This window comes from Kutzneria sp. CA-103260 (assembly GCF_018263855.1).
Lineage (GTDB): Bacteria > Actinomycetota > Actinomycetes > Mycobacteriales > Pseudonocardiaceae > Kutzneria.
On the sequence record NZ_CP073318.1, the window covers coordinates 362,374 to 385,919 of the forward strand.

The 23,546-nt window shown below is 71.2% G+C and carries 26 protein-coding genes; 18 read left to right on the plus strand and 8 right to left on the minus strand.

Annotated elements, in window-relative coordinates; translation table 11 throughout:
• Positions 1-62: 62 nt before the first annotated feature.
• On the plus strand, positions 63-506 hold the full coding sequence (locus tag JJ691_RS01605) for an NUDIX domain-containing protein (protein ID WP_211767005.1): 444 nt from the start codon (positions 63-65) through the stop codon (positions 504-506).
• Positions 507-596: 90 nt separating this feature from the next.
• The gene (locus JJ691_RS01610; RefSeq protein ID WP_211767006.1) at positions 597-1,313 is read left to right on the plus strand and encodes a glycoside hydrolase family 75 protein; all 717 of its coding nucleotides are present in this window, start codon (positions 597-599) and stop codon (positions 1,311-1,313) included.
• A gap of 48 nt (positions 1,314-1,361) precedes the next feature.
• Here JJ691_RS01610 and JJ691_RS01615 read toward each other — a convergent pair whose 3' ends face one another.
• Positions 1,362-1,895: a hypothetical protein gene (locus tag JJ691_RS01615; protein ID WP_211767007.1), complete on the minus strand. Its 534-nt coding sequence runs from the start codon at positions 1,893-1,895 to the stop codon at positions 1,362-1,364.
• Between the two features lie 116 nt (positions 1,896-2,011).
• On the opposite strand from JJ691_RS01615, the gene JJ691_RS01620 reads away from it, so the two are divergent.
• The 3 genes from JJ691_RS01620 to JJ691_RS01630 are packed head-to-tail and all read left to right on the plus strand — an operon-like array spanning position 2,012 to position 6,485.
• Positions 2,012-4,714, plus strand: a complete 2,703-nt coding sequence (locus tag JJ691_RS01620) for a helix-turn-helix transcriptional regulator (protein WP_249228176.1) — start codon at positions 2,012-2,014, stop codon at positions 4,712-4,714.
• Between the two features lie 35 nt (positions 4,715-4,749).
• Positions 4,750-5,649: an ABC transporter ATP-binding protein gene (locus JJ691_RS01625; RefSeq protein WP_211767009.1), complete on the plus strand. Its 900-nt coding sequence runs from the start codon at positions 4,750-4,752 to the stop codon at positions 5,647-5,649.
• On the plus strand, positions 5,646-6,485 hold the full coding sequence (locus JJ691_RS01630; RefSeq protein WP_211767010.1) for an ABC transporter permease subunit: 840 nt from the start codon (positions 5,646-5,648) through the stop codon (positions 6,483-6,485). Before JJ691_RS01625 ends, JJ691_RS01630 begins: the two co-directional genes overlap by 4 nt.
• 33 nt (positions 6,486-6,518) lie before the next feature.
• Here JJ691_RS01630 and JJ691_RS01635 read toward each other — a convergent pair whose 3' ends face one another.
• Positions 6,519-6,695, minus strand: a complete 177-nt coding sequence (locus tag JJ691_RS01635; protein WP_211767011.1) for a hypothetical protein — start codon at positions 6,693-6,695, stop codon at positions 6,519-6,521.
• A 155-nt stretch (positions 6,696-6,850) separates the two neighbouring features.
• Positions 6,851-7,075, minus strand: a complete 225-nt coding sequence (locus JJ691_RS01640) for a DUF2630 family protein (RefSeq protein WP_211767012.1) — start codon at positions 7,073-7,075, stop codon at positions 6,851-6,853.
• A 105-nt stretch (positions 7,076-7,180) separates the two neighbouring features.
• On the opposite strand from JJ691_RS01640, the gene JJ691_RS01645 reads away from it, so the two are divergent.
• Both JJ691_RS01645 and mmuM read left to right on the plus strand, forming a co-directional pair.
• Positions 7,181-8,428, plus strand: a complete 1,248-nt coding sequence (locus tag JJ691_RS01645; RefSeq protein ID WP_211767013.1) for a S1C family serine protease — start codon at positions 7,181-7,183, stop codon at positions 8,426-8,428.
• Between the two features lie 2 nt (positions 8,429-8,430).
• Entirely contained in the window at positions 8,431-9,303 is an 873-nt protein-coding gene (mmuM, locus tag JJ691_RS01650; RefSeq protein ID WP_211767014.1) for a homocysteine S-methyltransferase, read from the plus strand.
• Here the strand turns inward: mmuM and JJ691_RS52050 are convergent.
• Positions 9,293-10,090: a nuclear transport factor 2 family protein gene (locus JJ691_RS52050; RefSeq protein WP_249227615.1), complete on the minus strand. Its 798-nt coding sequence runs from the start codon at positions 10,088-10,090 to the stop codon at positions 9,293-9,295. The genes mmuM and JJ691_RS52050 overlap by 11 nt on opposite strands.
• Positions 10,091-10,180: 90 nt before the next feature.
• On the opposite strand from JJ691_RS52050, the gene JJ691_RS01660 reads away from it, so the two are divergent.
• The 3 genes from JJ691_RS01660 to JJ691_RS01670 are packed head-to-tail and all read left to right on the plus strand — an operon-like array spanning position 10,181 to position 12,480.
• A complete protein-coding gene (locus JJ691_RS01660) occupies positions 10,181-10,723 on the plus strand; it encodes a TetR/AcrR family transcriptional regulator (protein WP_211767015.1) in 543 nt (180 codons plus the stop codon).
• Positions 10,724-10,761: 38 nt separating this feature from the next.
• Positions 10,762-11,523 carry a class I SAM-dependent methyltransferase gene (locus JJ691_RS01665; RefSeq protein ID WP_211767016.1) on the plus strand — a complete coding sequence of 254 codons (762 nt, stop codon included), beginning with the start codon at positions 10,762-10,764 and terminating at the stop codon, positions 11,521-11,523.
• A 3-nt stretch (positions 11,524-11,526) separates the two neighbouring features.
• Positions 11,527-12,480, plus strand: coding sequence for an ABC transporter substrate-binding protein (locus JJ691_RS01670; RefSeq protein ID WP_211767017.1), 954 nt, complete (start codon positions 11,527-11,529; stop codon positions 12,478-12,480).
• Here the strand turns inward: JJ691_RS01670 and JJ691_RS01675 are convergent.
• Positions 12,443-13,036 (minus strand): TetR/AcrR family transcriptional regulator, encoded by a 594-nt coding sequence (locus JJ691_RS01675; RefSeq protein WP_211767018.1) that lies wholly within the window; start codon positions 13,034-13,036, stop codon positions 12,443-12,445. The genes JJ691_RS01670 and JJ691_RS01675 overlap by 38 nt on opposite strands.
• A 62-nt stretch (positions 13,037-13,098) precedes the next feature.
• Here JJ691_RS01675 and JJ691_RS01680 point away from each other — a divergent pair, with 62 nt between their 5' ends.
• Positions 13,099-13,950, plus strand: coding sequence for an LLM class flavin-dependent oxidoreductase (locus tag JJ691_RS01680; RefSeq protein ID WP_211767019.1), 852 nt, complete (start codon positions 13,099-13,101; stop codon positions 13,948-13,950).
• Between the two features lie 9 nt (positions 13,951-13,959).
• Positions 13,960-14,382 (plus strand): GNAT family N-acetyltransferase, encoded by a 423-nt coding sequence (locus JJ691_RS01685; RefSeq protein WP_211767020.1) that lies wholly within the window; start codon positions 13,960-13,962, stop codon positions 14,380-14,382.
• Here the strand turns inward: JJ691_RS01685 and JJ691_RS01690 are convergent.
• Both JJ691_RS01690 and JJ691_RS01695 read right to left on the minus strand, forming a co-directional pair.
• Positions 14,379-15,506: a methyltransferase domain-containing protein gene (locus JJ691_RS01690; RefSeq protein WP_211767021.1), complete on the minus strand. Its 1,128-nt coding sequence runs from the start codon at positions 15,504-15,506 to the stop codon at positions 14,379-14,381. The two genes, JJ691_RS01685 and JJ691_RS01690, sit on opposite strands and share 4 nt — an antisense overlap.
• 46 nt (positions 15,507-15,552) lie before the next feature.
• Positions 15,553-16,074 (minus strand): hypothetical protein, encoded by a 522-nt coding sequence (locus JJ691_RS01695; RefSeq protein WP_211767022.1) that lies wholly within the window; start codon positions 16,072-16,074, stop codon positions 15,553-15,555.
• A 306-nt stretch (positions 16,075-16,380) separates the two neighbouring features.
• Here JJ691_RS01695 and nagB point away from each other — a divergent pair, with 306 nt between their 5' ends.
• Together nagB and JJ691_RS01705 are read left to right on the plus strand one after the other, a co-directional pair.
• The gene (gene nagB, locus JJ691_RS01700) at positions 16,381-17,160 is read left to right on the plus strand and encodes a glucosamine-6-phosphate deaminase (protein WP_211767023.1); all 780 of its coding nucleotides are present in this window, start codon (positions 16,381-16,383) and stop codon (positions 17,158-17,160) included.
• Between the two features lie 116 nt (positions 17,161-17,276).
• Positions 17,277-17,510 (plus strand): GNAT family N-acetyltransferase, encoded by a 234-nt coding sequence (locus tag JJ691_RS01705; RefSeq protein WP_211767024.1) that lies wholly within the window; start codon positions 17,277-17,279, stop codon positions 17,508-17,510.
• On the opposite strand, the gene JJ691_RS01710 is transcribed toward JJ691_RS01705, so the two are convergent.
• Positions 17,507-18,355, minus strand: coding sequence for a PhzF family phenazine biosynthesis protein (locus JJ691_RS01710; protein WP_442912582.1), 849 nt, complete (start codon positions 18,353-18,355; stop codon positions 17,507-17,509). The genes JJ691_RS01705 and JJ691_RS01710 overlap by 4 nt on opposite strands.
• 176 nt (positions 18,356-18,531) lie before the next feature.
• Here JJ691_RS01710 and JJ691_RS01715 point away from each other — a divergent pair, with 176 nt between their 5' ends.
• The 4 genes from JJ691_RS01715 to JJ691_RS01730 all read left to right on the plus strand — a co-directional run bounded on the left by JJ691_RS01715 (position 18,532) and on the right by JJ691_RS01730 (position 23,541).
• Positions 18,532-19,857 (plus strand): hypothetical protein, encoded by a 1,326-nt coding sequence (locus JJ691_RS01715; protein WP_211767026.1) that lies wholly within the window; start codon positions 18,532-18,534, stop codon positions 19,855-19,857.
• Complete coding sequence (locus tag JJ691_RS01720) at positions 19,854-20,831, plus strand: glutamate ABC transporter substrate-binding protein (RefSeq protein WP_249227617.1); 978 nt, start codon at positions 19,854-19,856, stop codon at positions 20,829-20,831. Before JJ691_RS01715 ends, JJ691_RS01720 begins: the two co-directional genes overlap by 4 nt.
• Positions 20,832-20,833: 2 nt before the next feature.
• A complete protein-coding gene (locus tag JJ691_RS01725; protein ID WP_211767027.1) occupies positions 20,834-22,975 on the plus strand; it encodes a serine/threonine-protein kinase in 2,142 nt (713 codons plus the stop codon).
• Positions 22,976-23,046: 71 nt separating this feature from the next.
• Positions 23,047-23,541: a nuclear transport factor 2 family protein gene (locus JJ691_RS01730; RefSeq protein WP_211767028.1), complete on the plus strand. Its 495-nt coding sequence runs from the start codon at positions 23,047-23,049 to the stop codon at positions 23,539-23,541.
• The last annotated feature ends 5 nt before the right edge of the window (positions 23,542-23,546 follow it).

Sequence of the window (23,546 nt, forward strand, 5' to 3'; positions counted from 1 at the left end):
CCGGTTGGTGATCGGGATGGTAGGGGCGGGCCGTCACCGCGGCGTCACGGGATACTGACCGCATGCACAGCGCGGGAATCCTGGTGTACCGGCGGGTCGAGGGCCGGACGGAGGTGCTGATCGCCCACATGGGCGGCCCGTTCTGGGCCCGCAAGGACGACGGCGCGTGGTCGGTGCCCAAGGGCCAGGTCGAGCCGGGGGAGGAGCCGCTGGACGCGGCCCGCCGCGAGTTCCAGGAGGAGCTGGGGCTGCCCGCGCCCGAGGGCGAGCTGCTGCCGCTGGGCGACGTGAAGCAGTCCGGCAAGACCGTGACCTTGTGGGCGGTCGAGGGTGATCTCGATCCGGCCGAGGTCGTGCCGGGCACCTTCGAGCTGGAGTGGCCGCCCCGATCCGGCCAGACCAGGCAGTTTCCCGAGGTGGACCGGGCCGCGTGGGTCACCGTGGACGACGCCCGCGTCAAGTTGGTCAAGGGGCAGCGGCCGTTCCTGGACCGGCTGCCGGCCTGAGTAAGCGTTGACGGCTCAGCTTTGAATGCCGTACAACGTTGACCATCCGCCGCCGCAAAGTGGTCGAAAGCCATTCTGCGGAGGAATCGCATGGCGAAGTTGAAGTTCGCGCTGGCCGCCCTGCTCGCGGCCGCCGCGGTGCTGGTCCCTGCTCAACTGACCGCTCAGGCCGCGCCCCAGGCGCCCGCCGCCGCCGTCCAGGCGGCGTCGCCGAAGGCCGACGGCGGCAGCCCCACGGCCGCCGAGCTGCTGGCGAAGACCGCCAAGTGCAAGGTGGTCAGCAAGGGCACCTACACGAACACCCAGGCCAACAAGAAGGTCAACATTTGCGGCGCCACCGGCGCCTTCTACTGGACGTCCGGCATGAACATCGACTGCGACGGCCAGACCACCGCGCAGTGCAACAAGAACACCGACTGCTGCTACCAGAACGACACCTCGTTCCACCTGGCCAACGGCAAGCCGCTCAGCGCCGCCGTGACGCCGTACGTGGTGATCCCGCTGCCCAGCAGCCGGTTCAAGTACGGCAGCAACGGCATCAAGGGCGGCGACATCCTGGCCGTGGTCTACAACAACCAGGTGGAGTACGCGGTCTTCGGCGACGAGGGGCCGAGCGACATCATCGGCGAGGCCTCCTACGCGACGGCCAAGGCGCTGGGGATCAACCCCGATCCCAAGAACGGCGGCACCGCTGACCCGGTGACCTACATCGTGTTCCCGGGCTCGAAGTCCGGCGCCATCGACGACCACAACGCGACCGTCACCGCCGGCCGCAAGGCGGCGACGACGTTCGTCAGCAAGAACTGAGCACGCTGGAGGCGGGGGCCCTTTCGCGGGCCCCCGCCTCTGCCTGGGTCAGGCCTGGGCCTTGCGGGCCTTGGCGTAGCGGCCGTTGGCCGGCAGCCACCACAGCACGATCGCGACCAGCGTGCTGGCGATGATCAGCAGCCCGAACAGCTTCATCGAACTGGTCGCCACGTCGGTCACCACCAGCAGTTGCAGGCCGATCGCGACCACGCCCACGAGCGTGACCAGGATCCGGGACCACAGCGCCGCGCCGAGCGACAGCGCCCCGAACACCAGCAGCAGCACAGCCAGCACCAGGGCGACCGTGGCCCGGGCCGACAGCGTGTTGTACGCCTGGTCGAGCACCTGCTGGAACAGGTCCCCGCCCAGGTCCTTCGCGGCGTTCAGCAGGTCGTCGGACAGGCCGAGACGGGCCTGCACGTCGGGGTCGGACAACAGCGACTTCACCATGTCGGCGCCACCGGCGTAGACGGTGATCGCGGTGGCGACGCCGGCCACCACCGAGACGAGGGTGGCGATCAGCGCGGCCATGACGGTGGCCGGCCGCCGAACGGTCGGCAGCATGGCCTGGGGCGTGCTCAAGGTCGTATTCCTCTCGAAAAAACGCGACAGCGACACGACAACCCTGTCGATCCGGCGTTTCCGCTAACATCCGGCATTTCCCTACACGTGTCGGTCTGGGGAGCGGTGCGGTGGCGATGGGAGTGGTGGGACGGGAGGCGCAGCTCGGCGAGCTGGCGCGGGCCCTGAACGCCGGGACGTTCCGGGTCGTGGAGCTGCTCGGCGAGCCCGGCATGGGCAAGACCGCCCTGCTCACGGAGCTGCGCATCGCCGCGTCGGCCCGGCGTTCGCGGGTCGCGGCCGGCAAGGCGACCGAGTTCGAGCGGCTGCCGTTCGCGATGTTCTCGGACGCCTTCGGCGACGCCTGGACCGACTTGCTGACCAGTGTCGACACCCCGGACGGCCGGGCCGCGCTCTACCGGTCGGCCCGATCGCTGTTACCGGGCGCGGTGCTCGTTCTGGACGACGTGCACTGGGCCGATGAGGCGAGCGTCGAGCTGATCGAGCACGTGCTGCGGCATCCGCCGGAGGGGCCGGCGGTGCTGGCCATGGCCTATCGGCCGCGACAGCTGCCGGACCGGCTGGCCACCGCGTTCTCGGCGCTGGCCGGGGAGGAGTGGTGGCAGCGCATCGAGGTCGGCCCGCTGACGCCAGTCGAGGCCGCCGCCTTCTGCGGCGACACCGTGCCGGCCGGCCGCCGTGAAGAGCTGTACGTGGCCAGCGGCGGCAATCCGTTCTACCTGGATGCCTTGCTGCGGCTGGATCCCGGCGACCGCGAGGAGCTGCCGGACACGGTCCGTGCGGTGCTCATCGGTGAACTCGCCGGCCTGGCCCAGCCGGTGCGCATGGTGGCGCAGGCGGCGGCGGTGCTGGGGGAGGAGTTCGAGGCCGGGCTGATCGGGGCCGTCGCGCAGACCGGGGACGTCGAGACCCTGGTCGCGCTGGACGAGCTGATCGCCCGCGACCTGATCCGCCAATCCCTTGTCGGGCAACGGTTCCGGTTCCGCCATCCGCTGCTGCGCTCGGTCGTCTACGGCAGCGCCGGGGCCGGCTGGCGGATCGGCGCGCACGGCCGGGCCGCCCGGCTGCTCGCCGACCGGGGCGCTTCCCTTGCCGTGCAGGCGATTCACCTCGAACGGTCGGCGACCATCGGCGACGCCGGCGCGGTGCGGGTGCTGGTGCGGGCGGCCGACCAGGCGTCCTCGCTGGCCCCCGCGCGGGCCGCCCACTGGCTGCGGGAAGCGTTGCGGCTGCTGGGAGATCGGGCCGTCGACCAGCCGGAGCTGTCGATGCGGCTGGCCCACACGCTGGCCGTCGCCGGGCAGCTGGGCGAGAGCCGGGAGATCCTGCACGAGGTGCTCGGCCGGCTGCCGGCCGGGCCGAGCGACCAGCGCCTGGAGGCCGTCACCACGCTGGCCATGGTCGAGCGCCTGCTGGGCAGCCCGACCGGCGTGAAACGGTTGCTGCTCAGCGAACTCGGCACCGGCAAGGGCAAGGCCGCGCTGGAGCTGGAGGTCGCGGCCGGCGCGATGCGGGGCAGCCAGTTCGCCACCGCGGTCAGCTGGGGCGAGCGGGCCCTGGAGTCGGCCGTCGCCGAGGGCGAGCAGGAGCTGATCTCCACCATCACCGCGCTGTTGGCGCTGGCGCACACCTTCTACGGCTCCACCGCCGAGGCGGCGGCCCATCTCGACGAGGCCGTCCGCATGATCGACCGGGCCCAGGACAGGATGCTGACCGGGCAGCTGGAGTCGATCCTGCGGGCCGGCTGGACCGAGGTCTTCCTGGAACGCCACGACGACGCCGTGCGGCACCTGACCCGAGGCCTGGAGCTGGCCCGGGCCGGCGGCCGCAGCTATCTGCTGGCCGACATCCTGGTCGGGCTGGCCTACACCTGCCTGTGGACCGGGCGGCTGGTCGAGGCGGCCCGGCACGCCGACGAGGCGTTCGAGGCGGCGGTGTTGGTGGGCAGTGACGAGTTGCGCACCATGGCCGCCGGGGTCGGCGTGGCCGTGCTGATGTGGACCGGTGAGCCGGCGAATGCCTTGCGGGCGGCGGAAAAGGCAGTGTCCGAAATGGGCAGTGCCGCCGGCCGCGGGCCGACCATCGCCGCCGGCATGCTGGCCCAGGCCAAGCTGGTGACCGGCGACCCGGCCGGGGCCCGCAGCACGCTGCTGGACATCGGTGGCGGGGAAACCCTGCCACAACTGGAGTTTCCGACCCGGGCGGCCTGGCTGCGCACGCTGGCCCACGCGGAGCTGGCCCTCGGCGACAGCGCGGCTGCGGAGCTTTCCGTGCAGCGGGCGGAAATGACCGCTTCGGTCAGCGGCCTGAACGGTCACCGCGGCCACGCCTCGTTGGCTCGCGCCGCGCTCCAGCTCGCCACCGGTGATCCGGCCGGCGCGGTGGCGGCCGCGGCGGAGTCCGCTGCCGCGTTCGAGGCCGCCGGCATGCGGCTGTATCAGGCGCAGGGCCACATGTTCGCCGGCTCTGTGCTGGAGGATCGCACCGCGGCGATGGCGGAATTCGGGCGGGCCAAGGCGTTGTTCGGGGCCTGCGGCGCGGAACCGCTGTTCCGGCAGGCCGAGATCCACCAGCGCCGGGTCGGCGGTCGCACTCGCCGGCCCGCCGCAAATGGTCAGCACAGCGACGGCCCGACCCCGCTGAGTGACCGGGAGCGGCAGATCGCCGAGCTGGTCGCCGCCGGCCACACCAACCGGCAGATCGCCGAGCGGCTGTTCATGAGCCCCAAGACCGTCGAGGCGCACCTGTCCCGGATCTTCACCAAGCTGGGCGTGAAGACGCGGGCCGCGGTCGCGGCCGCCTGGACCCAGGGTTTCTGAGAGTCCTGTCAGGCCGGTGGTCGCACCCTACTAGCGTGATCGAAGTCAACGGGGTGACCAAACGCTACGGCGAGCGGGTCGCGGTGGACAACCTGACGTTCACCGTCCGACCGGGCGCGGTGACCGGCTTCCTCGGCCCCAACGGGGCCGGCAAGTCGACCACCATGCGCATGATTCTCGGCCTCGACCGGCCGACCTCCGGCGATGTGCTGGTCAACGGCAAGCACTACGCCGAGCACGCCGCGCCGCTGCGCGAGGTCGGTGCGCTGCTGGAGGCCAAGGCCGTCCACACCGGACGGTCCGCGTACCACCACCTGCTGGCCATGGCGCTGACCCATGGCATTCCGCGGAAAAGGGTGGACGAGGTGATCGACCTGGTCGGGCTGCGCGAGGTGGCCCGCAAGCGGGTCGGCAGTTTCTCGCTGGGCATGGGGCAGCGGCTCGGGGTGGCCGCCGCGCTGCTCGGCGACCCGGCCACACTGCTGCTGGACGAGCCGGTCAACGGCCTCGACCCGGAAGGCGTGCGCTGGATCCGGAACCTGTTGCGCGCGCTGGCCGCCGAAGGCCGGACCGTGTTCGTCTCGTCACACCTGATGAGCGAGATGGCCCTGACCGCCGACCACCTGATCGTCGTCGGCCGGGGCAAGCTGATCGCCAACGCCTCGATGGACGAGTTCACCGCCGTCGGCAGCAGCGTGCGGGTCCGCACCCAGGAGGCGACCCAGCTGCGGGACCTGCTCGTCGGCCCGGACGTGACGGTCGACGTGGTGGAGCCGGGGCTGCTGCAGGTGCAGGGGCTGGACGGCGCCGCGATCGGGCGGGTGGCCCGTGATCACTACATCGCCCTCGACGAGCTCACGCCCGTCACCGCGTCATTGGAAGAGGCGTTCATGGACATGACCAAGGACGCGGTCGAATACCGGGAGGCGTCATGACCGCCGTTGCCGTCGACAAGCCCGTCCTGAAGCGGGCCGAGCTGCCGGGGGACATCCGCGTCACGCTGCCGCGGCTGCTGCGCTCGGAGTGGTCCAAGTTCTGGTCGCTGCGCTCCTCGTACTTCGCGCTCGGCGGCATGGTCCTGGCCATGGTCGGGTTCGGCGGGCTGTTCTCCGCCGTGACCGCCAACCAGTACCCGGACATGTCGCACGCGCGACAGCTCGCGGTCGACCCGGCGCAGGTCAGCCTGCGCGGCTACGTCATCGCCCAGCTGGTCATCGGCGTGCTCGGCGTGCTGGTGGTGAGCGGCGAGTACGGCACCGGCATGATCCGCTCCAGCATCGCCGCCGCGCCCCGCCGCTGGCCGGTGCTGGTGGCCAAGGCGGCGGTGTTCGCCGTCATCACGCTGGTCGTCACCGAGATCGCGTCGTTCGGCGCGTTCTTCGTCGGCCAGGCGTTCCTCGACGGCCAGCACATCGGCACCACGCTGGCCGCGGACGGCGTGCTGCGAGCCGTTGTCGGCACCGGGCTGTACCTGACCGTGGTCGGTCTGGTCGGCACCGGCATCGGCTTCGTGCTGCGCAGCACCGCCGGCTCGGTCGCCACCGTGTTCGGGCTGCTGCTGGTGCTGCCCGTGCTCGGTGAGGCCCTGCCGGCCAGTTGGGGCGACAACATCAACCCGTACCTGCCGAGCAACGCCGGGCAGCAGCTGCTGGTGGTGCACCCCGATGCCGCCGCGACTCTCAGTCCGTGGGCCGGATTCGCCGTGTTCTGCGGCTACGCGCTGGCCGCCCTGCTCGCCGGCGGCTACCTGCTGAAGCGTCGTGACGCGTGAGCGAGCTTGCGAGCGAACCATCGAACGCAGCAGCTAGGAAGGCCGCCGGTTCGCCCAGGAGTCGCCGAGCAGGATCAGCGCGGCGAGCGCGATGGGTATCAGCGCGAAGACCGCGAGGTCGCTGATGACCAGCACGACCGCCACGATCACCAGCGGGACGACCGCCAGGAAGCAGAACGGGTCGAGCGGCCCGAACCGGTTACCCGACATGGACCGCTCCGGCGGCGTTGAGTGCGACGATCACACCGTGACTGTAGTGATGCGTTCCTGAGGCCGCGCAGCCGCATGGGATTCACACTCTTGGCGCAGGTCCCGACACTGTGTGTACACCGCGCGAGGCGGCCTCGCGGACTGTCGGCCGACTTCTACTGCTGGTAGTGCTCCACCTCCTGCTTGGAACGGACCCCGGCCTCGTCGGGGTTCTGCCCGAACTCCTCGCGGGCCCGCCGCTGCCGCAGCAGGTCCCAGCACTGGTCGAGCTCGGCCTCGACCTGCGCCAACCGCGCGTGGTCAGGCTCGTGGTGCCCGCGGAGCTTGTGCTCCTCGTCGACCAGCGCCTTGACCCGTCCCAGCACATCGCCGTCGTCCATGACCACATTCTTACCTGAGCCTTGACAGGCTGTGCTCAGGCTCTCCTCAGGAAAACGAGGTGTAGTGGAGAGGCAAGCTCGTGGACGGCGTCGAGGAGAGGGCTGATGACCGAGCCTTACGGGACCCAGCCTTACGGCTACCCGCAGATGCCGGAACAGGGCGGTTACTACGGCTACCAGTACCAGCCGCCGCCGCCCCCGCCGCCGCCCAAGCGGACCGGGCGCACGGTGCTGACCGTCGTGCTGGCCGTCGCGGCCGGCATCGCGCTGGGCGCGGCCGCGGGCAACTACATCCCGACCTTGCTGAAGGGGCAGGCCTCGAACCAGCCCTCGGTGCAGACCTACGTGCCGCCGACCCAGCCGGGCCGCACCGCGCCGCAGTCGCCGGCCGACACGTCCGGGGTGGCGGCCAAGATCGACCCGGCCCTGGTCGACATCAACACCACCCTCGGCTTCCAGCAGGCCCAGGCGGCCGGCACCGGCATCGTGCTGAGCTCCAACGGGCTGGTGCTGACCAACAACCACGTCATCAACGGGGCGACCCAGATCAGCGCGGTCGACATCGGCAACGGCAAGACGTACACGGCGACCGTGGTCGGCTACGACCGCTCGCACGATGTGGCCGTCATCCAGCTGCAGAACGCCTCCGGCCTGGCCACCGCCCCGATCGGCAGCTCCGCCGGCGTGGCCGTGGGCGACTCGATCGTGGGCATCGGCAACGCCGGCGGTGTCGGCGGGGCCCCGAGTGTGGCCGGCGGCACCGTGACCGGGCTCAGCCAGTCGATCACCGCGTCCAGTGACGACGGCACGTCCGAGCAGCTCACCGGGCTGATCCAGGTCGCCGCCGACATCCAGCCCGGCGACTCCGGCGGTCCGCTGGTGAACGCCAATGGGCAGGTCATCGGCATGGACACCGCGGCGTCGCAGGGCTTCCAGATGGACCGCGGCGGGCAGGCGACCGGCAGCGGCCAGGGTTTCGCCATCCCCATCGACCAGGCCATCTCCATCCAGAAGCAGATCAGCGCCCACCAGGCCAGCGCGACCGTGCACATCGGCGACTCGGCGCTGCTGGGCGTGCAGGTCCCGGCGGCCCAGAACAGCCGCGGCCGGCGCGCTCAGGCCACCAACGGCGCGGTCGTGTCGGGCCTGCTGTCCGGCTCCCCGGCCGAGGCCGCCGGCATCGTGGTCGGCGACGTCGTGACCTCGATCAACGGGCAGGCCGTCGACTCGCCGAACACCCTCACCAACCTGCTCACCACGTTCCACCCCGGCGACCGGGTCACCGTCGGCGTGCTGACCGTCAACGGCCAGCAGAGCGTCACCGTGACCCTGGCGAAGGGCCCGGCGCAGTAGCGATGCCGTTCACCGTGGACACGCCAGCCGTGCTCGACGGCGGTCTGTCCAACCAGCTAGCCGCCGCCGGCCACGACCTGTCCGATCGGTTGTGGTCGGCACGGCTGCTGCGCGACGACCCCGACGCGATACTGGCCGCGCACCGGGCGTATTTCGAAGCTGGCGCCGACATCGCCACGACCGCCAGCTATCAGGCGTCGGAACTCGGCTTCGGTGACGAGACCCCGGAGCTTTTGCGGCTCAGCGTGCGGCTGGCCCGGCAGGCCTCGTTCCAAGCCGAGGTCGATGACCGTCGGCTGTGGGTCGCAGCCTCCGTCGGTCCTTACGGTGCGGTGCTGGCCGACGGTTCCGAATACCGGGGTCGGTACGGGCTTTCCGTGCGGGAGCTCGTCGACTTCCACCGGCCGCGGATCGAGGCCCTGGCCTCCGCCGCGCCCGATGTTCTTGCCCTGGAGACCATTCCCGACCTCGACGAGGCCGAGGCCCTGCTGACCATCATCGCCGGCACCGGCATCCCGGCGTGGTTGTCGTACAGCATCGACGGCTCCACCACCCGCGCCGGGCAACCCCTGGCCGAGGCCTTCGCCTTGGTCCGCGATGTGCCCGAGATCCTGGCCGTCGGCGTCAACTGCTGCGATCCCCTCGACGCCACCGCCGCCGTGCCGGTGGCCGCCGCCGTCAGCGGCAAGCCCGTGGTGGTGTACCCCAACAGCGGCGAGGGCTGGGATCCCGTCGCCCGCTCCTGGGACGGCCGCCCCACGTTCGATCCGTCCGTCGTCCCCACCTGGATCCACGACGGCGCAACGATAGTCGGCGGCTGCTGTCAGCTCGGCCCCGCCGACATCGCCGCCATCGCCCGTGCGGTCAGCCGATGACCGCTTCGGCGGCGAGGATGTTGACGTAGTCGCGGAGATGGGCGATCTGGCCGTCGCGCACGGTGAGCACGACGATGTTGGGCAGCGCGAAGTCGGCGCCCACGGCCTCCTGCTCGACGATGATCGTGTCGGGGTCGGCGGTGTCGTGCACGGCGCGGGTGCGGTAGCGCTCGTACCTGACGGAGTTGTTGTGCCACATCGAGGTTGACCAGCGCATGATCTCGTCCCGGCCGTCGAGGCGGGAGGGCAGGCCGGGGCGGGTGAACGGGAATTCGTGCACGGCGTCGGTGGCGTACAGGCGACTGAGGGCGTCGGCGGACTGGTCGACGACGGCCTGGCGGAATTGCTCCAGGACAGCACGGGGACCGGGTGCCTCGCGTGGACCGGGTCCGCCGAGGGGCGTTCGGCGGGCGGTCACCTTGCGGCGGCTGATCTTCCAGCCGTTCGGCCCATGGGTGACGACATCGTCGTAGACGGCGCTGCCGACGGTGCCGCCGGCCATGATGCCGATGCCCTTGGACTGGACCGCAGCCGTGACCTCGTCGACCGGGGTGATCACGATGTTGGTGACGTGGTGGCCGACCGGGTTGGCCGGGCCCAGGGCGAGCGCGGCGTCGCGGACGGCGGCGGGTCCGTGCAAGGAGCCGAGGCCGAAGTCGGTCACGTCGTAGACGACGTCGGGGGTGAACAGCTCGGCCAGCCGGTCCAACTCGCCGGCGTCGACCAGGTGGCCGTGTCGGTTGACCAGGTCGGCGATGTCGATCCGGTCCTGCTCGGTCAGCGTCATGGGACCACCCTTCGAGGGGTAAGATGAGACACAGTCCGGTTAGTTGGGCACGGTAGCGGACTGTGTCCCCGGTTAGCAATGGCGGTGCCGATGCGGGCCGATGCGCGACGCAACTACGAGCAGCTGCTGGCGCAGGCGCGCATCGCCTTCGCCGAGTCCGGGGCCGACGCCTCGCTGGACGAGATCGCCCGGCGGGCCGGCGTGGCCAGCGGCACCCTGTACCGGCATTTCCCCACCCGCCTGGACCTCATCCAGGCGGTCCTGGCCGAGCAGCTCGCGGAGCTGGCCACCCTCGGCCGCGACCTGCTGACCGCCGACCACGCGTTCGACGCCCTCGCCACCTGGCTGCGCGCCATCCTCACGCACGGCCTCACCTACCGTGGTCTGGCCGCCGCGGTGATGAACTCCGCCCTCGACGAAGAGGTCGCCAACTGGCACGCCGAGCTGTTCGAGGTCGGTGCCGCACTGCTCGACCGGGCCTGGCAGGCCGGCGCCGTCGTCGCCGTGGACGAGACCGACGTGCTCAAGATGGTGGGGGCCATCGCCTGGGCCGCCCAAGACGCCCCGGACCGCGCCGCCCAGGCCGACCGCATGCTCACTCTCGTGCTGAACGGACTGCGGCCGCGAACATGAGACGGCAGCTTGTTCGGTGACTCGGCTGATTCGGTGATGTGACGAAGAACTACTGCGGCGCGGCGGCCCGGGCCGCCATGCTGCTGGGCGTGTCGCACGCATTCGGGGCCGTGGCAGAGGCGTATCACCGGTGGCGGACGGCGATCCCGTACGCCGCGTTCGACTGGATGGTGCCGCAGCCGTGCCGCCGTGTGGTGGAACTCGGGGCGGGCACGGGAATCCAGACCCGCCGGCTGACGGTGTTCGCGGACGAGGTGCTGGCGGTGGAGCCGGACCCGAAGATGCGGGCGGTGTGCCAGGTCGACGGCGCGAAGCTGCTGGTGGGCACGGCCGAGGACATCCCGGTCGAGGACGGCGGGGCGGACCTGGTGGTGGCCCTGGACTCGTGGCACTGGTTCGCCCAGCCCGAGGCCACGAACGAGGCGGCCCGGGTGCTGCGGCCGGGCGGAACCCTTGCGGTGGCCTGGAATCTGCCGGAGCTGGCCGACGACTGGACCGTCGAGTTCTGGCGGTCGGTCACGGCGGCCCACGACGAGACCCGCCGCCCGGGCCGGCTGATGCTGGGCGTCGACGCCCCGTTCGCCACGCCCCAGTACCGCGTGATGCGCTGGACCTCGCGCCGCTCGGCCGACGACTTCGTCGCCCTGCTCGGCACCTACAGCCAGGTCATCGCCATGGATCCGTTGGAACGCGGGGAATTTCTCGACCGCCAACGGGAGCTCCTGCCGATCGACCCCGACGGCATGGTCGACGCGCGGTTCACCACGGTCTGCTGGCGCATCGTCCACATGGGAGCCTGAGCCATGCGCCGACTGCCATTGCTGGCCTTGGCGCTTTGTGTCCTCACCGGGTGCAGCCTGCTCAACGGCGGCGCGACTGAACCACCGCGCGGCAACGGCGAGACGGTGGTTCGCGTCGGCGTCATGCAGGTGATCGACACCGCCCCGTTCTACCTGGCCATGAGCCGGGGCTACTTCCGCGACGAGGGCCTGTCGGTGCAGATCACGCCGACCAAGAGCGGCACCGACAGCCTGCCGCTGCTGGCCGGCAACCACATCGACGTCGGCTTCGGCAACTGGGCCACCCTGTTCCAGGCGCAGGCCAACGGCACCGGCGACTACCGCGTCCTGGCCGACGGCTCCCAGGGCGGGCCGCACGTGCAGATCGTCGCCACCCGCCCGGATTCCGGCATCCACTCGGCGAAGGATCTCGCCGGCCGCGTCGTGAGCAGCAACGCCCCCAACGACATTCCGCTGCTGGCGCTGAAGGCCATCCTCAAGGCCGACGGCGTCGACCCGAACAGCGTCAAGACGCCCATCGTGCACCACGCCGACACCCCGGCTGCCTTGGCCGGCAAGGAAATCGACGCCGCGTTGCAGCTGGAGCCGTTCATCACCATCGCTCGCAAGCAGATCGGCGCGGTGCCGGTGGTCGACCTCTTCGGTCCCGGTCCGGCGCATGACCTCCCGATCGCCGGCTACTTCGCCCGGTCGAGCTTCGTCCAACAGCATCCCGACACCGCTGCCGCGTTCCGCCGGGCGATCGAGCGTGGTGCCGCTGACGCGCGGAACACCGCTGCCGTGCAACAGATCCTGCCGACCTTCGTGTCCGGTGTGACGGCCGAGCTGGCCAAGGAGGTGGCGATCCCGGTGTTCCCGACGTCGGTGTTCCGGGACCGGCTGCAACGGGTCGCCGACCTGATGCTGACCTACGGCCAGCTCAAGGCGACGCTGGACGTGGGGCGGCTAGTCCGGTGACGAGCAGCTGGGCCAGCCGGCGGGCGTCGTAGCGGTCGTCGTCCTCGGCCCCGACACACAGGTTCCCGACGCCGCGCATCAGCTCGTAGGCCGTGAGATCGCCGTGGATCTCATCGGCCGCCGCCGCCAACAGCTCGCTGCACACGGGCAGCAGCCGGTCGAGGAAGTATGTGTGCAGCGGCTGGAAGTCCTCGGTGTGCAGCACGCCGGCGAGCCCGTGCTTGGTGACCAGGAAGTCGACGAACAGGTCGATCCACTGGCTCAGCGCGGCGTGCGGGGAGGCGGCGGAGGCGAGCAGTGCCGGGCCGGCCTCGGCGCAGGCCTCCACCTGGTGCCGGTAGACGGCGATGATCAGGTCGGCGCGGGTGGGGAAGTGCCGGTAGATGGTGCCCATGCCGACGCCGGCGGCGGCCGCGATGTCGCGCACCGGCGCGTCCACGCCCGACCGCACGAACACCTCGGCGGCCGCGTCGAGCAGCGTCTGCTGGTTGCGCTGGGCGTCCGCCCGCTTGGACCTGGTCACCGTGTTCCCTTCCGCGCTTGCTAAACGGAACATCGCTCCGCTACGTTAGTGGAGCAACGTTCCGCTTAATTCAGTGTGCCACAGGGAGGCCCCTGATGCCTCGGTTCGGAATCATGACCGCCCCGCAGCAGGTCGACTACACCGACCTGGCCCGCGTCTGGCGGGAGGCCGACGCCGTGCCGGAGATCGAGCACGCGTGGCTGTTCGACCACCTGATGCCCATCGCCGGCGATCCCGGCGGCCCGATCCTCGAGGGCTGGACCCTGCTGTCCGCCCTGGCCGCCCAGACCAGCCGGCTGCGGCTGGGCGTGATGGTGACCAGCAACCGGTTCCGCCCGCCGGCCGTGCTGGCCAAGATCGCCACCACCGTCGACGTCGTCTCCGGCGGTCGCCTCGACTTCGGCATCGGCGTCGGCTCGCGGCCCGACCACCCGCTGGCGCGGCGGGAGTACGACGGTCACGGCCTGCCCTACCTCGGCTCCGGCGACGCCGTGGCCGCGCTCGGTGAGTCCCTGACCGTGATTCGCCGGCTGTGGACCGAGAACGAGCCGTTCGACTTCCACGGCGACCACGTCCGGCTCACCGGCGCGTACGGCAACCCCAAGCCCGTCCAGCGCCCCCATCCGCCGATCCTCATCGGCGGCCGCTCGTCGGCCACGCTGCGCCTGGTCGCCGAGCACGCCGACCTCTGGAACATCCCCGGCGGCGACATCGAGGACGCCACCAAGCGCAGTCGCCTGCTGGACCGCTACTGCGCGGAGATCGGCCGCGACCCGGCCGCCATCACCCGCTCGATCTTCCTGCCCGTCTCCTACGACCGCCCCGCCGACACCCGGGCGGCGATCAAGGAGGCCGTGGACGCCGGCTTCGACCACATCGTCCTCGGCCTCTCGACGCCCTACCCCGACGCCGTCGCCCGCTGGGTCGCCGACGAGATCATCGCCTAGGGTCCGTCCGTGGACGAAGCCGTGATCGCACCGGAAACCGATGTGCCGCTGGGAGAACTGCGCCAGCTCTACGGCGCGGTCGGCTGGACCGCCTACACCGAGAACCCGGAGTTGCTGGGCAAAGGCGTGGCCGGATCGTCCTATGTGGTCACGGCGCGGCTCGGCGGCCGGCTCGTCGGCCTGGCCCGGGCGATGTCCGACGACGCCACCGTTTGCTATCTCCAGGACGTGCTGGTGCATCCGGACGTGCATCGGCGCGGCATCGGCCGGGCCCTCGTGCGGGCCGTTCTCGACCGCTATCGGACAGTGCGGCAGAAGGTGCTGCTCACCGACGACGAGCCGGCGCAGCGTGCCTTCTACGAAAGCCTTGGCTACGCGGAGATCCGCGACTTCGGCCCTGGCACGCTGCGCGCCTTCGTCCGCTACGACTAGAGGGTCGCCCCGCGGCGGATGACGTAGGTGTAGCTCTCCCACTCGGAGCCGGCCATGTCGTCCGGCACCGCCTCGACGACGTCGGAGCCGCAGTGCGCGAACAGCAGCCGCACCAGCGTGGGGTCGACGCCGAACATCTCCATGCCACCGTCGTCACGGCCCTGCGCGGGCGGCTCGGCCGGGGACTCTTCCGGGGCGGCCACCGGGGTTTCCGCCGCCGGGGCTGCCACGACGACCGGCGCGGACACGACCTCGACCGGCATCCGGACCGAGGTGCCGCCGGCCTCGGCGAACCAGGAGACGGCCTCCTGCACCAGATCCAGCTCCAGGACGTACTGGCCGGGCTCGTCGGGGGCCGCCGCCGGCACCTGCATCTCGACCGAGGAGCCGGGCGCGAGGTCGTGCGGGATGTCGGTGCGGCCGTCGTTCCACCGCACCGGCTCGCCGTCGCGCAGCCAGTGGTTGCCCAGCCGGATCAGCTGCCCGGCCGGCCACACCGTGGAGCTGGTGTTGGTGACCTTGGCGTGCACCGCGACCGACTGCCCGGCGCCCACGGAGCGAGGCGCGCCCAGCGGTTCGATGTGGGCGCGCATCGCGTCGGGGGTGAGCTCGGTCGGCTTGTTGGGCCGCGCCGGCATCTGCAGCACCAGCACGCCGCCGGGCTTGGTCACCCGGTGCAGCTCGACCAGGCAGGCCAGCTGCACGGCCGGCGGCGAGTGCTGGATGGAGATCAGGCTGACCACCGAGTCGAACGACTCGTCGTCGAACGGCAGCCGCTGGCCGTCGTAGGCGGTGAAGGAGACCCGGTCCGGGAACCGGTTGATGCGCACCGCCTCGTCCACCATCGACTGCGCGATGTCCACGCCGACAACGGTGTCGACGTGGGCGGCCAGGCCGTTGCTCAGCCGCCCCGCGCCGCAGCCGAAGTCGAGCGCCCGGTCGCCGAGCGTGAGCCCGGCCGCCTCGGCCAGGTCGCGGACGCGCTGGACCGGGCCGGCCGCGGTGGCCAGGAACTCGTCGGTGTCCCAGCCGCCGTGCCGGCGGGCCGGGTCGGTGAGCACCGCCCACCGCGGGTCGACGCGCCCGAGGTTCTCCCAGGTCGACTTCAGCCTGTCCAGTGCCATGCCGCAGATGGTATTTCGCGCCGTCCGCGGCACGGCGTCCGGGCTGTCAGCCGGCGGCGCAGTCGTGCGGGTTCACCGACTGCACGGCCATGCCGACCACCTGCCCGTCCCGCACGCCGAACACGTACTGGGTGGCCGGGTTCTCCTTGGTCGGCACGGTGTACTGGACGACCGTGTTGTGCGGCGCGGACACCGCGTCCGGGTACGCCGCCAGGATCTCGTCCGGCGTGGAGCCGACCTTGACGCCCTCCGGGGTGTGCGCGCCCGGGGCCGTGCCCGGCACCGAGTACACGCCGTACTTCGTGGACATGATCAGCACCGGGCCGGGGGAGTAGGCCCAGTTGTAGCCGCGGCACAGGTCGGTGCCGCCGACCGGGTCGCCGACCTTGCCGGTCGCCTTGGCGTCGGCGACGCTCATGCCGACGCTGATCGCGCCGTAGCCGTTCGGCCCCAGCACCGAGCTGTCCACCGCCGCGGCCGGCACGGCGTTCACCAGCGCGAACGTCGCGACCCCCAGTGCCGCCGCGGCGCCGAACGCCGTGGCGGCCCGAACCGGAGTGATGCGCATGTGCGTGTCCTTTCCGAACTGATCATCCGCTCTTGCCCCGACTCGACGCCGTCAAGGCAGCCCCGGTTGCACCTCGCGCCACAGAAGTCACGCCTCGCACCGCGCAGCACAGACAGTTCGCCCGCGGCCGGGCAGTCATGAAGGGGCCCTTCCTGACGTTGAACGAGACGAGTGGCCCCTTGATCTCGGGCACGGACTGATCGTTCGGGGAAACCTGCGTGAACGTGTCGCCGCGCACGTTCTCCCGGGGCCCGGTCACGGCTAAGATTGGTCTGAACCATTGGACCGATCAGTCGGGGGCCCGAGATGGAGATCGTGATCGTGCCGGACGCCGTGGCGCAGGGTGAGCTGGCCGCCGGCGCCATCGCTGACCTGGTGGGCCGCAAGCCCGACGCGCTGCTGGGCGTGGCCACCGGCTCCACCCCGCTGCCGGTGTACGAGGCGTTGCAGCGGCGCAAGGCGCAGGGCCTGGACCTGTCGCGGGCGAGGATCTGCCAGCTGGACGAGTACGTGGGCCTGCCGGTGGGGCACCCGGAGTCCTACCGCGAGGTGGTCCGCCGCGAGGTGCTCGATCGGCTGGGCATCTCGGACGATCGGTTCATGGGACCGGACGGCTCGGCGCAGGACGTGGTGGCGGCCTGCGCGGCGTACGAGCGGACGCTCAAGGCGGCCGGCGGGGTCGACCTCCAGCTGCTGGGCATCGGCACGGACGGCCACATCGGCTTCAACGAGCCGATCTCCTCCTTCGCCTCGCGGACCCGGGTCAAGACCCTGACCGAGCAGACCCGTGTGGACAACGCCCGCTTCTTCGACAGCCTGGACGACGTCCCGCAGCACGTGCTGACCCAGGGCATCGGCACCATTCTCGAGGCCCGGCACCTGGTCCTGCTGGCCACCGGCGAGTCCAAGGCGGAGGCCGTCGCCCTGGCGGTGGAGGGCCCGCTCGCGGCGATCGTCCCGGCCTCGGTGCTCCAACTCCACCCGCACGCCACCGTCATCCTCGACGAGGCGGCCGCCGGCCGGCTCAAACTGGCCGACTACTACCGCTCTACCTACGCCACCAAGCCCGCCTGGCAAGGAATCTGAGCGCGAGGCCCCGCGGACACAAGAGAGTGCGAGGCGCCGGCTACCCGGGGGCCGAGCCGCGACGCCGAAGGCGGCGCCGAAAATGCAGCGGGCTGACGGGGCGAACATCCCTCGGGTTGCTGTTCGTCGACCTCTTCTACTTACCGCCGGAGCGCCGCGGCGCCGGCCTCGGCCGGAGGATTCTGGCCGAGGCCGAGCGGGAGGCGGTGCGCCGCGGCTGCCGGGCCGGGGTGCTGTACACGATCAACTTCCAGGCGCCGGAGTTCTACGTGAAGAGCGGCTGGCAGGTGTTCGGCGAGGTGCCCAGCGTTGACGGCGTGAGCAGCGTCTTCCTGTCCAAGGCGTTCTAGACGATCGGGGTCGCGGTGCCACTGACCGCGACTCGCGGGTCGGACGGGTCGAGGTCGACGGTGAGCACGCTGGGGCGGCCCATGTCGTCGCCCTGGTGGACGGTGAGCCGGGTCGGCGCGTCGACGCGGCCGGTGGCCAGGAGGTAGCCGCCGAAGGCCGCGGCGGCGGAGCCGGTGGCGGGGTCCTCGACGACACCGCCGATGGGGAACGGGTTGCGGGAGTGCCAGACGGTGTCGCTCGCGGACCAGAGCAGCTGCACGGTGGTCCAGCCGAAGCGGGTCATCAGCGTGGCGAGGCGGTCGAAGTCGTAGTTGAGCGACGCGAGGCGCTCCCGCGAGGAGAGCACGAGAACGAGGTGGTGGTTGCCGGAGAAGGCGACGTGGGGCACGTGCTGGCTGGAGAGGTCGGCAGTGGACCAGCGCAGCGCGACCAGGGTGTCGGCGATCTCCTCGGGGGTGGCCTCCCGGGAGGAGGTGGGCACGCTGGTCAGGCTGGCGCGGGTGAGTCCGTCGTCACCGAGCGTCGTGGTGACGGGGATCTCGCCGGCCTGGGTGTGGAACAGCAACTCTCCGTGACCGTCCCGTTCGGCCAGTGCGACGGCGGTGGCGATGGTGGCGTGGCCGCAGAACGCGACCTCGGCCAGCGGGCTGAAGTAGCGCACCCGGTAGCCGTCCGCGGCGCGGGTGACGAACGCCGTCTCGGAATAGCCCACGTCAGTGGCGATCTTCTGCTGGTCGGCCTCGTCCAGCCCGGTGGCGTCCAGCACGACGCCGGCTGGATTGCCGCCGTCGGGCGTGGTGGTGAACGCCGCGTAGCGCAGCACGTCAGTGGTCATGCCGGTCATTGTCCCTTATCTAGACCAATCGGGTCCGTTAATACGGTGGCACCCTGCGCCAACCAGGTGAGGGCCACCACACCGGGGGGCAGACATCCGGGGCCCGCTCAGCGATTCGGGTAGCGCCGGCCGGCGTCACGATCGATAGTCGACATGAGCCGCGAGCTGGGAAGGGGTGATCGCCGATGGCGGGAGTGATCACCCGGGCCGCGGCGGTGCCACGCGCGCCCATCCGGCTCTGGCGCTTCCTGCGCAAGTTCGTCCAATCCACGCCCGGCCGGCTCATCGGCATGGCCGCCGGCGTGCTGGTGCTGGCGATCATCGTGGGCGTGCTGACGGCCAGCGGCGTGCAGGGCAAGGGCGACCAGGTGCGGGACCTGGCCACCACGGCCGAGCCGCTGAGCGTGGCGGCGCAGGACATCTACCGCGCTTTACAGGACGCGGACGCGACGGCGTCCAGCGCCTTCCTGGCCGGCGGCATCGAGCCGGCCGCGACCCGCCAGCAGTACCTGGCCGACATCGCCCAGGCGACCTCGGCGCTGACCCTGGAGGCCGGCACCGTGGTGGCCCCCGAGGCCCTGCAGACGCTGTCCAGCCAGCTGCCGATCTACACCGGACTGGTGGAGACGGCCCGGGCCAACAACCGCCAGGGCTTCCCGGTCGGCGCGGCCTACCTGCGAGAGGCCTCCGGCCTGATGCGCGCCAAGCTGCTGCCCGCGGCCGAGCAGCTGTACAAGGCCGAGAACGCCCGCCTCACCGCCGAGCAGGACGCGGCCACGGCGTTCCCCATCGGCGAGGTGGTGCTGCTGCTGATCACGGTCGGCCTGCTGTTCGCCGCCCAGTGGTACCTGCTCGGCGCGACCAACCGGCTGGTCAACACCGGCCTGGTGGTGGCCACCGGGGCGGCGGTGGTGGCGCTGCTGTGGACGTCGGCGGCGATGACGGCCGTGGCGCTGCATCTGGACAGTGCTCGAAAGGACGGTTCGGACCAGGTCGCGGTGCTGGTGCAGGCCCGGTTCGCGGCGGTGCAGGCGCGGGCCGACGAGACGCTGACGCTGGTGGTGCGGGGCAACGGCCAGAGCTACCAGACCGACTACCTGACGGCGGCCAACCGGCTCGGCGGGCGGGACGGCTCGGCGGGCCTGCTCGGCCAGGCCCGGGCGATGGCCACCGACCCGTCGGTGCGGACCGCGCTGGACAACGCCATCCGGTCGCAGCAGGCCTGGACGTCGGTGCACCGCCGGATCCGTGAGGCCGACGACGCAGGCCAGTACAACCAGGCCGTCGAGGACAGCATCGGCACCAGCGCCAGCAGCAGCGGCTCGTTGTTCGCGGACCTGGACAAGAACCTGGTGTCCGCATTGGACACCGCGCGCACGGCGTTCAACCGGCAGGCCTCGGCCGCCGACGCGGCGCTGACCCTGTTGCGGCCCGGACTGATCGTCATCGCGGTCGTGATCGGCGTAGCCTCGGGGTTGGGGATCTGGCAGCGGTTGAGGGAGTACTGGTGAGGCGGGCGGTCGCGGCCACCGCGCTGGCGTTGGCGCTGGCGGGGTGCGGCTCGAACGTGCCGGCCCAACCGGTGGACAGCTCGTCCTCGGTCACGGTGCCGGAACCGCCGGGCGTGGCCGGCTCGCCGGCCCCGACCACCAGCACCAACGCGCCGGACGCCCACTGCGACGCCACGGCCAGCCTGCGCCCGAGCGGCCCGCTGCCGGCGCCCGGGCAGATGCCCGACGGCTCCACGATGGCCCGCATCGTGCAGCGCGGCCGGCTGATCGCCGGTGTCGACCAGAACACGTACCCGATGGGCTTCCGGGACCCGGTCACCGGCGAGGTCGAGGGCTTCGACATCGACATGCTGCACGCCGTGTCCGACGCGCTGTTCGGCGACCCGAACCGGATCCAGTTCAAGGCGATCACCTCCGCCGACCGGATTCCCGCGCTGCAACAGGGACAGGTCGACGTCGTGGCCCGCACGTTCACCATCGACTGCGCGCGGGCCCAGCAGGTCGGCTTCTCCACGGTGTACTTCTCGGCCGGGCAGCGGGTCCTGGTCGACAGCGACTCGGCGGTGCGCGACGTGGGCGACCTGAGTGGGAAGAAAGTGTGCGCCACCAAGGGATCCACCTCGCTGGAGGCGCTGACCGAGGTGGCCTCGAAGCCGGACCTGGTGTCGGTGGACAACTGGACCGACTGCCTGGTGCTGATGCAGCAGGGGCAGGCGGACGCCACCTCCACCGACGACACGATCCTGGCCGGGCTGGCCGCGCAGGACCCGTACACCAAGGTGGTCGGGCCTCGCTTCGCCGACGAGCCGTACGGGCTGGCCGTGCCCAAGACCGACAGCGACTTCGTCCGGTTCATCAACGCCGTGCTGGAGAAGATCCGGGCGGACGGCACCTGGACCGCCGACTACAAGCACTGGCTGGGCGACCGGCTGGGCCCGGTGCCGGCCCCGCCCGCGCCCCGATACGTGGACTGACCATGGCAACCGAACAGTGGGAACCCGCCGCCACCGGTCTCGCCCAGACCGGGCACACCGATGAGGCGTGGCGGCCGTCGAGCCAGGGCTCCAGACCGCTGACCGGGCCGTCGCTGGGTCGGGGAGGCCTGGGCGCCGGCCTGGTCGAAGTGCCCCGGGTGCCCTACCGGGATCCGTCCACGGCGGTGCTGGACAGCCCGGTGGTGGCCGAGAACAAGCGGTTCTGCTCGCACTGCGCGTCCCGGGTCGGCCGCAGCTCGGACGGCGTGCTCGGCCTGACCGTCGGGGTGTGCCCGCGCTGTGGGACGCCGTTCTCGTTCGTACCCAAACTAGAGCCGGGCGAGGTGCTGGGCGGGCAGTACGAAGTGCTGGGCTGCCTGGCCTACGGCGGTCTGGGCTGGATCTACCTGGCCCGCGACCACAACGTGAACGACCGCTGGGTGGTGCTCAAGGGCCTGATCGACACCGGCGACCCGGCGGCGATGGCCGCCGCGGTGGCCGAGCGGCGGTTCCTGGCCGAGGTGGAGCACCCGAACATCGTCAAGATCTACAACTTCGTGCAGCACCCGGACCCGGACACCGGCACGATGATCGGCTACATCGTGATGGAGTACGTGGGCGGCAACTCGCTGCGCGAGCTGGCGTTGCAGCGCCGCCGCCCGGACCGGCGGATCGAGCCGATGCCGCTGCCGCAGGTGATCGCCTACGGGCTGGAGATCCTGCCGGCGCTGGGCTACCTGCACGGCGTCGGTCTGCTGTACTGCGATCTCAAGCCGGACAACGTGATCCAGACCGACGAGCAGCTCAAGCTGCTCGATCTGGGCGCGGTGCGGCGGATGGACGACTTCGAGAGCCCGCTGTTCTTCACCGCCGGCTACAGCGCGCCGGAGCTGGGCCGGCGCGGGCCGTCGATCGCCTCCGACCTGTACACCGTCGGCCGGATGATGGCCGTGCTCAGCTTCGAGTTCCCGGAGTACCGCGGCCGCCACAAGCACACGCTGCCGGGTGTCGACGAGGTGCCGCTGTTCGAGATATTCGAGTCGTACCACCGGTTTCTGCTGCGGGCCACGCACGAGAAGCCGGAGCGGCGGTTCCACTCGGCCGAGGACATGGCCGAGCAGCTGGTCGGCGTGCTGCGGGAGGTCGTGGCGATCGGCGGCGAACAGCCGCCGCCGCGGCTGTCGCACATGTTCAGCACCGAGCGCCGGCCGTTCGGACCGCGCGACGAGCTGCTGGCCCCCGAGCCGCACGAGATCGCCGTCGGGCTGCCGGTGCCGCAGGTCAACGCCGGCGACCCGGCCGCCGGTTTTCTCGCCACCGTCACCGGCGTCAATCCCAAGGCGATGCTGCAGAGCCTGGACAACGCGCCGATGATCACGCCCGAGGTGCTGATGCGCCGGGCCCGGGCCTACATCGACCTGGAGGATCTGCCGTCGGCGGCGGCCGTGCTCGACGAGGCCGAGGACGACGTGCCCGGCGACTGGCGGGTCCGCTGGTACCAGGGGCTGGTCGCCATCGCGCAGGGCAAGCCCAAGGAGGCCAAGGTCGCCTTCAACGCCGTGTTCGACAAGCTGCCCGGCGAGCCGGCGGTCAAGCTGGCGCTGGCCGTCAGCGCCGAGCTGTGCGGCGATCATGCCGCCGCCGCACGGTATTACGAGCTGGTGTGGCGCACCGACCACGGCTACGTGAGCGCCGCCTTCGGCCTGGCCCGGACCCGGCTCGCGCAGGGGCACCGGTCGTGGGCGGTGGAGATTCTCGACTCCGTGCCGGACAGCTCCAGCCAGCACCTGTCCGCGCAGATCGGGGCGCTGAAGGTGCGCATCCGGGACCGGCGGCCGGCCGAGCTGACCGTCGCCGACCTGGTCGAGGCCGGCAACCGGCTGGACCGGCTGGCGGTGGACGTGCAGAAGCGCACCAAGCTCGCCGCCGACGTGCTGGGCACCGCGTTCGACTGGGTGCTGGCCGGCAAGCCCGGCGGTGACAACGGCGTGACGACGGTGCTGGGGGCGGAGCTGACCGAGCGCGGGCTGCGGTTCGGGCTGGAGGACTGCTACCGCACCCTGGCCCGGCTGGCCAGCACCGTGACCGAGCGGGTGGCGCTGGTGGACCGGGCCAACGCCGTCCGGCCGCGAACGGTCAGATGAATACCTCCAGGGTATGGATCCATGGTTAATCGTTCATGGCTCCGCGCGGAAAGGTCTGTTGAAATGGGGTCATGACCACCTCTCCTGACGACCACCGTCTTGTCGCCGAAGTCTTCGCCCGCTATCTGCGGGCCGCCGACCATCGAGATCCGAAAGCCATGGCCGCCGTTTTCTGGCCGGATGCCACCGTGCATGTCTACTATTCTGGTGCTGGCCGTGACGAGCTCCTCGGCGAGATGTCGGGTGCGGGCGCAATCGGTGACGCGGTGGCGACCGGCATGGTTCCGCATCCGGAACTGGGCTGGAGCCACCACACCATGGTGAATCCCATTACCGCCGTCGACGGCGACACCGCCGAATACGACGCGCAGTTCCTGGTGTACTCGGTGCGTGGCCTGGCTCGTCCGGAAAACGGCTGGCCGGCGGGCACGGTGGGGGCGCAGGGCAGCATCACCCCGATCGAGTCCGGCTACGTCCGGGCCGCGCTGCGCCGCCAGGACGGGGAGTGGCGGATCCAGCGGCACGTGATCAAGCACGATCTGCCCTACGTTTTCCCCGAGGCGTGAGGTCG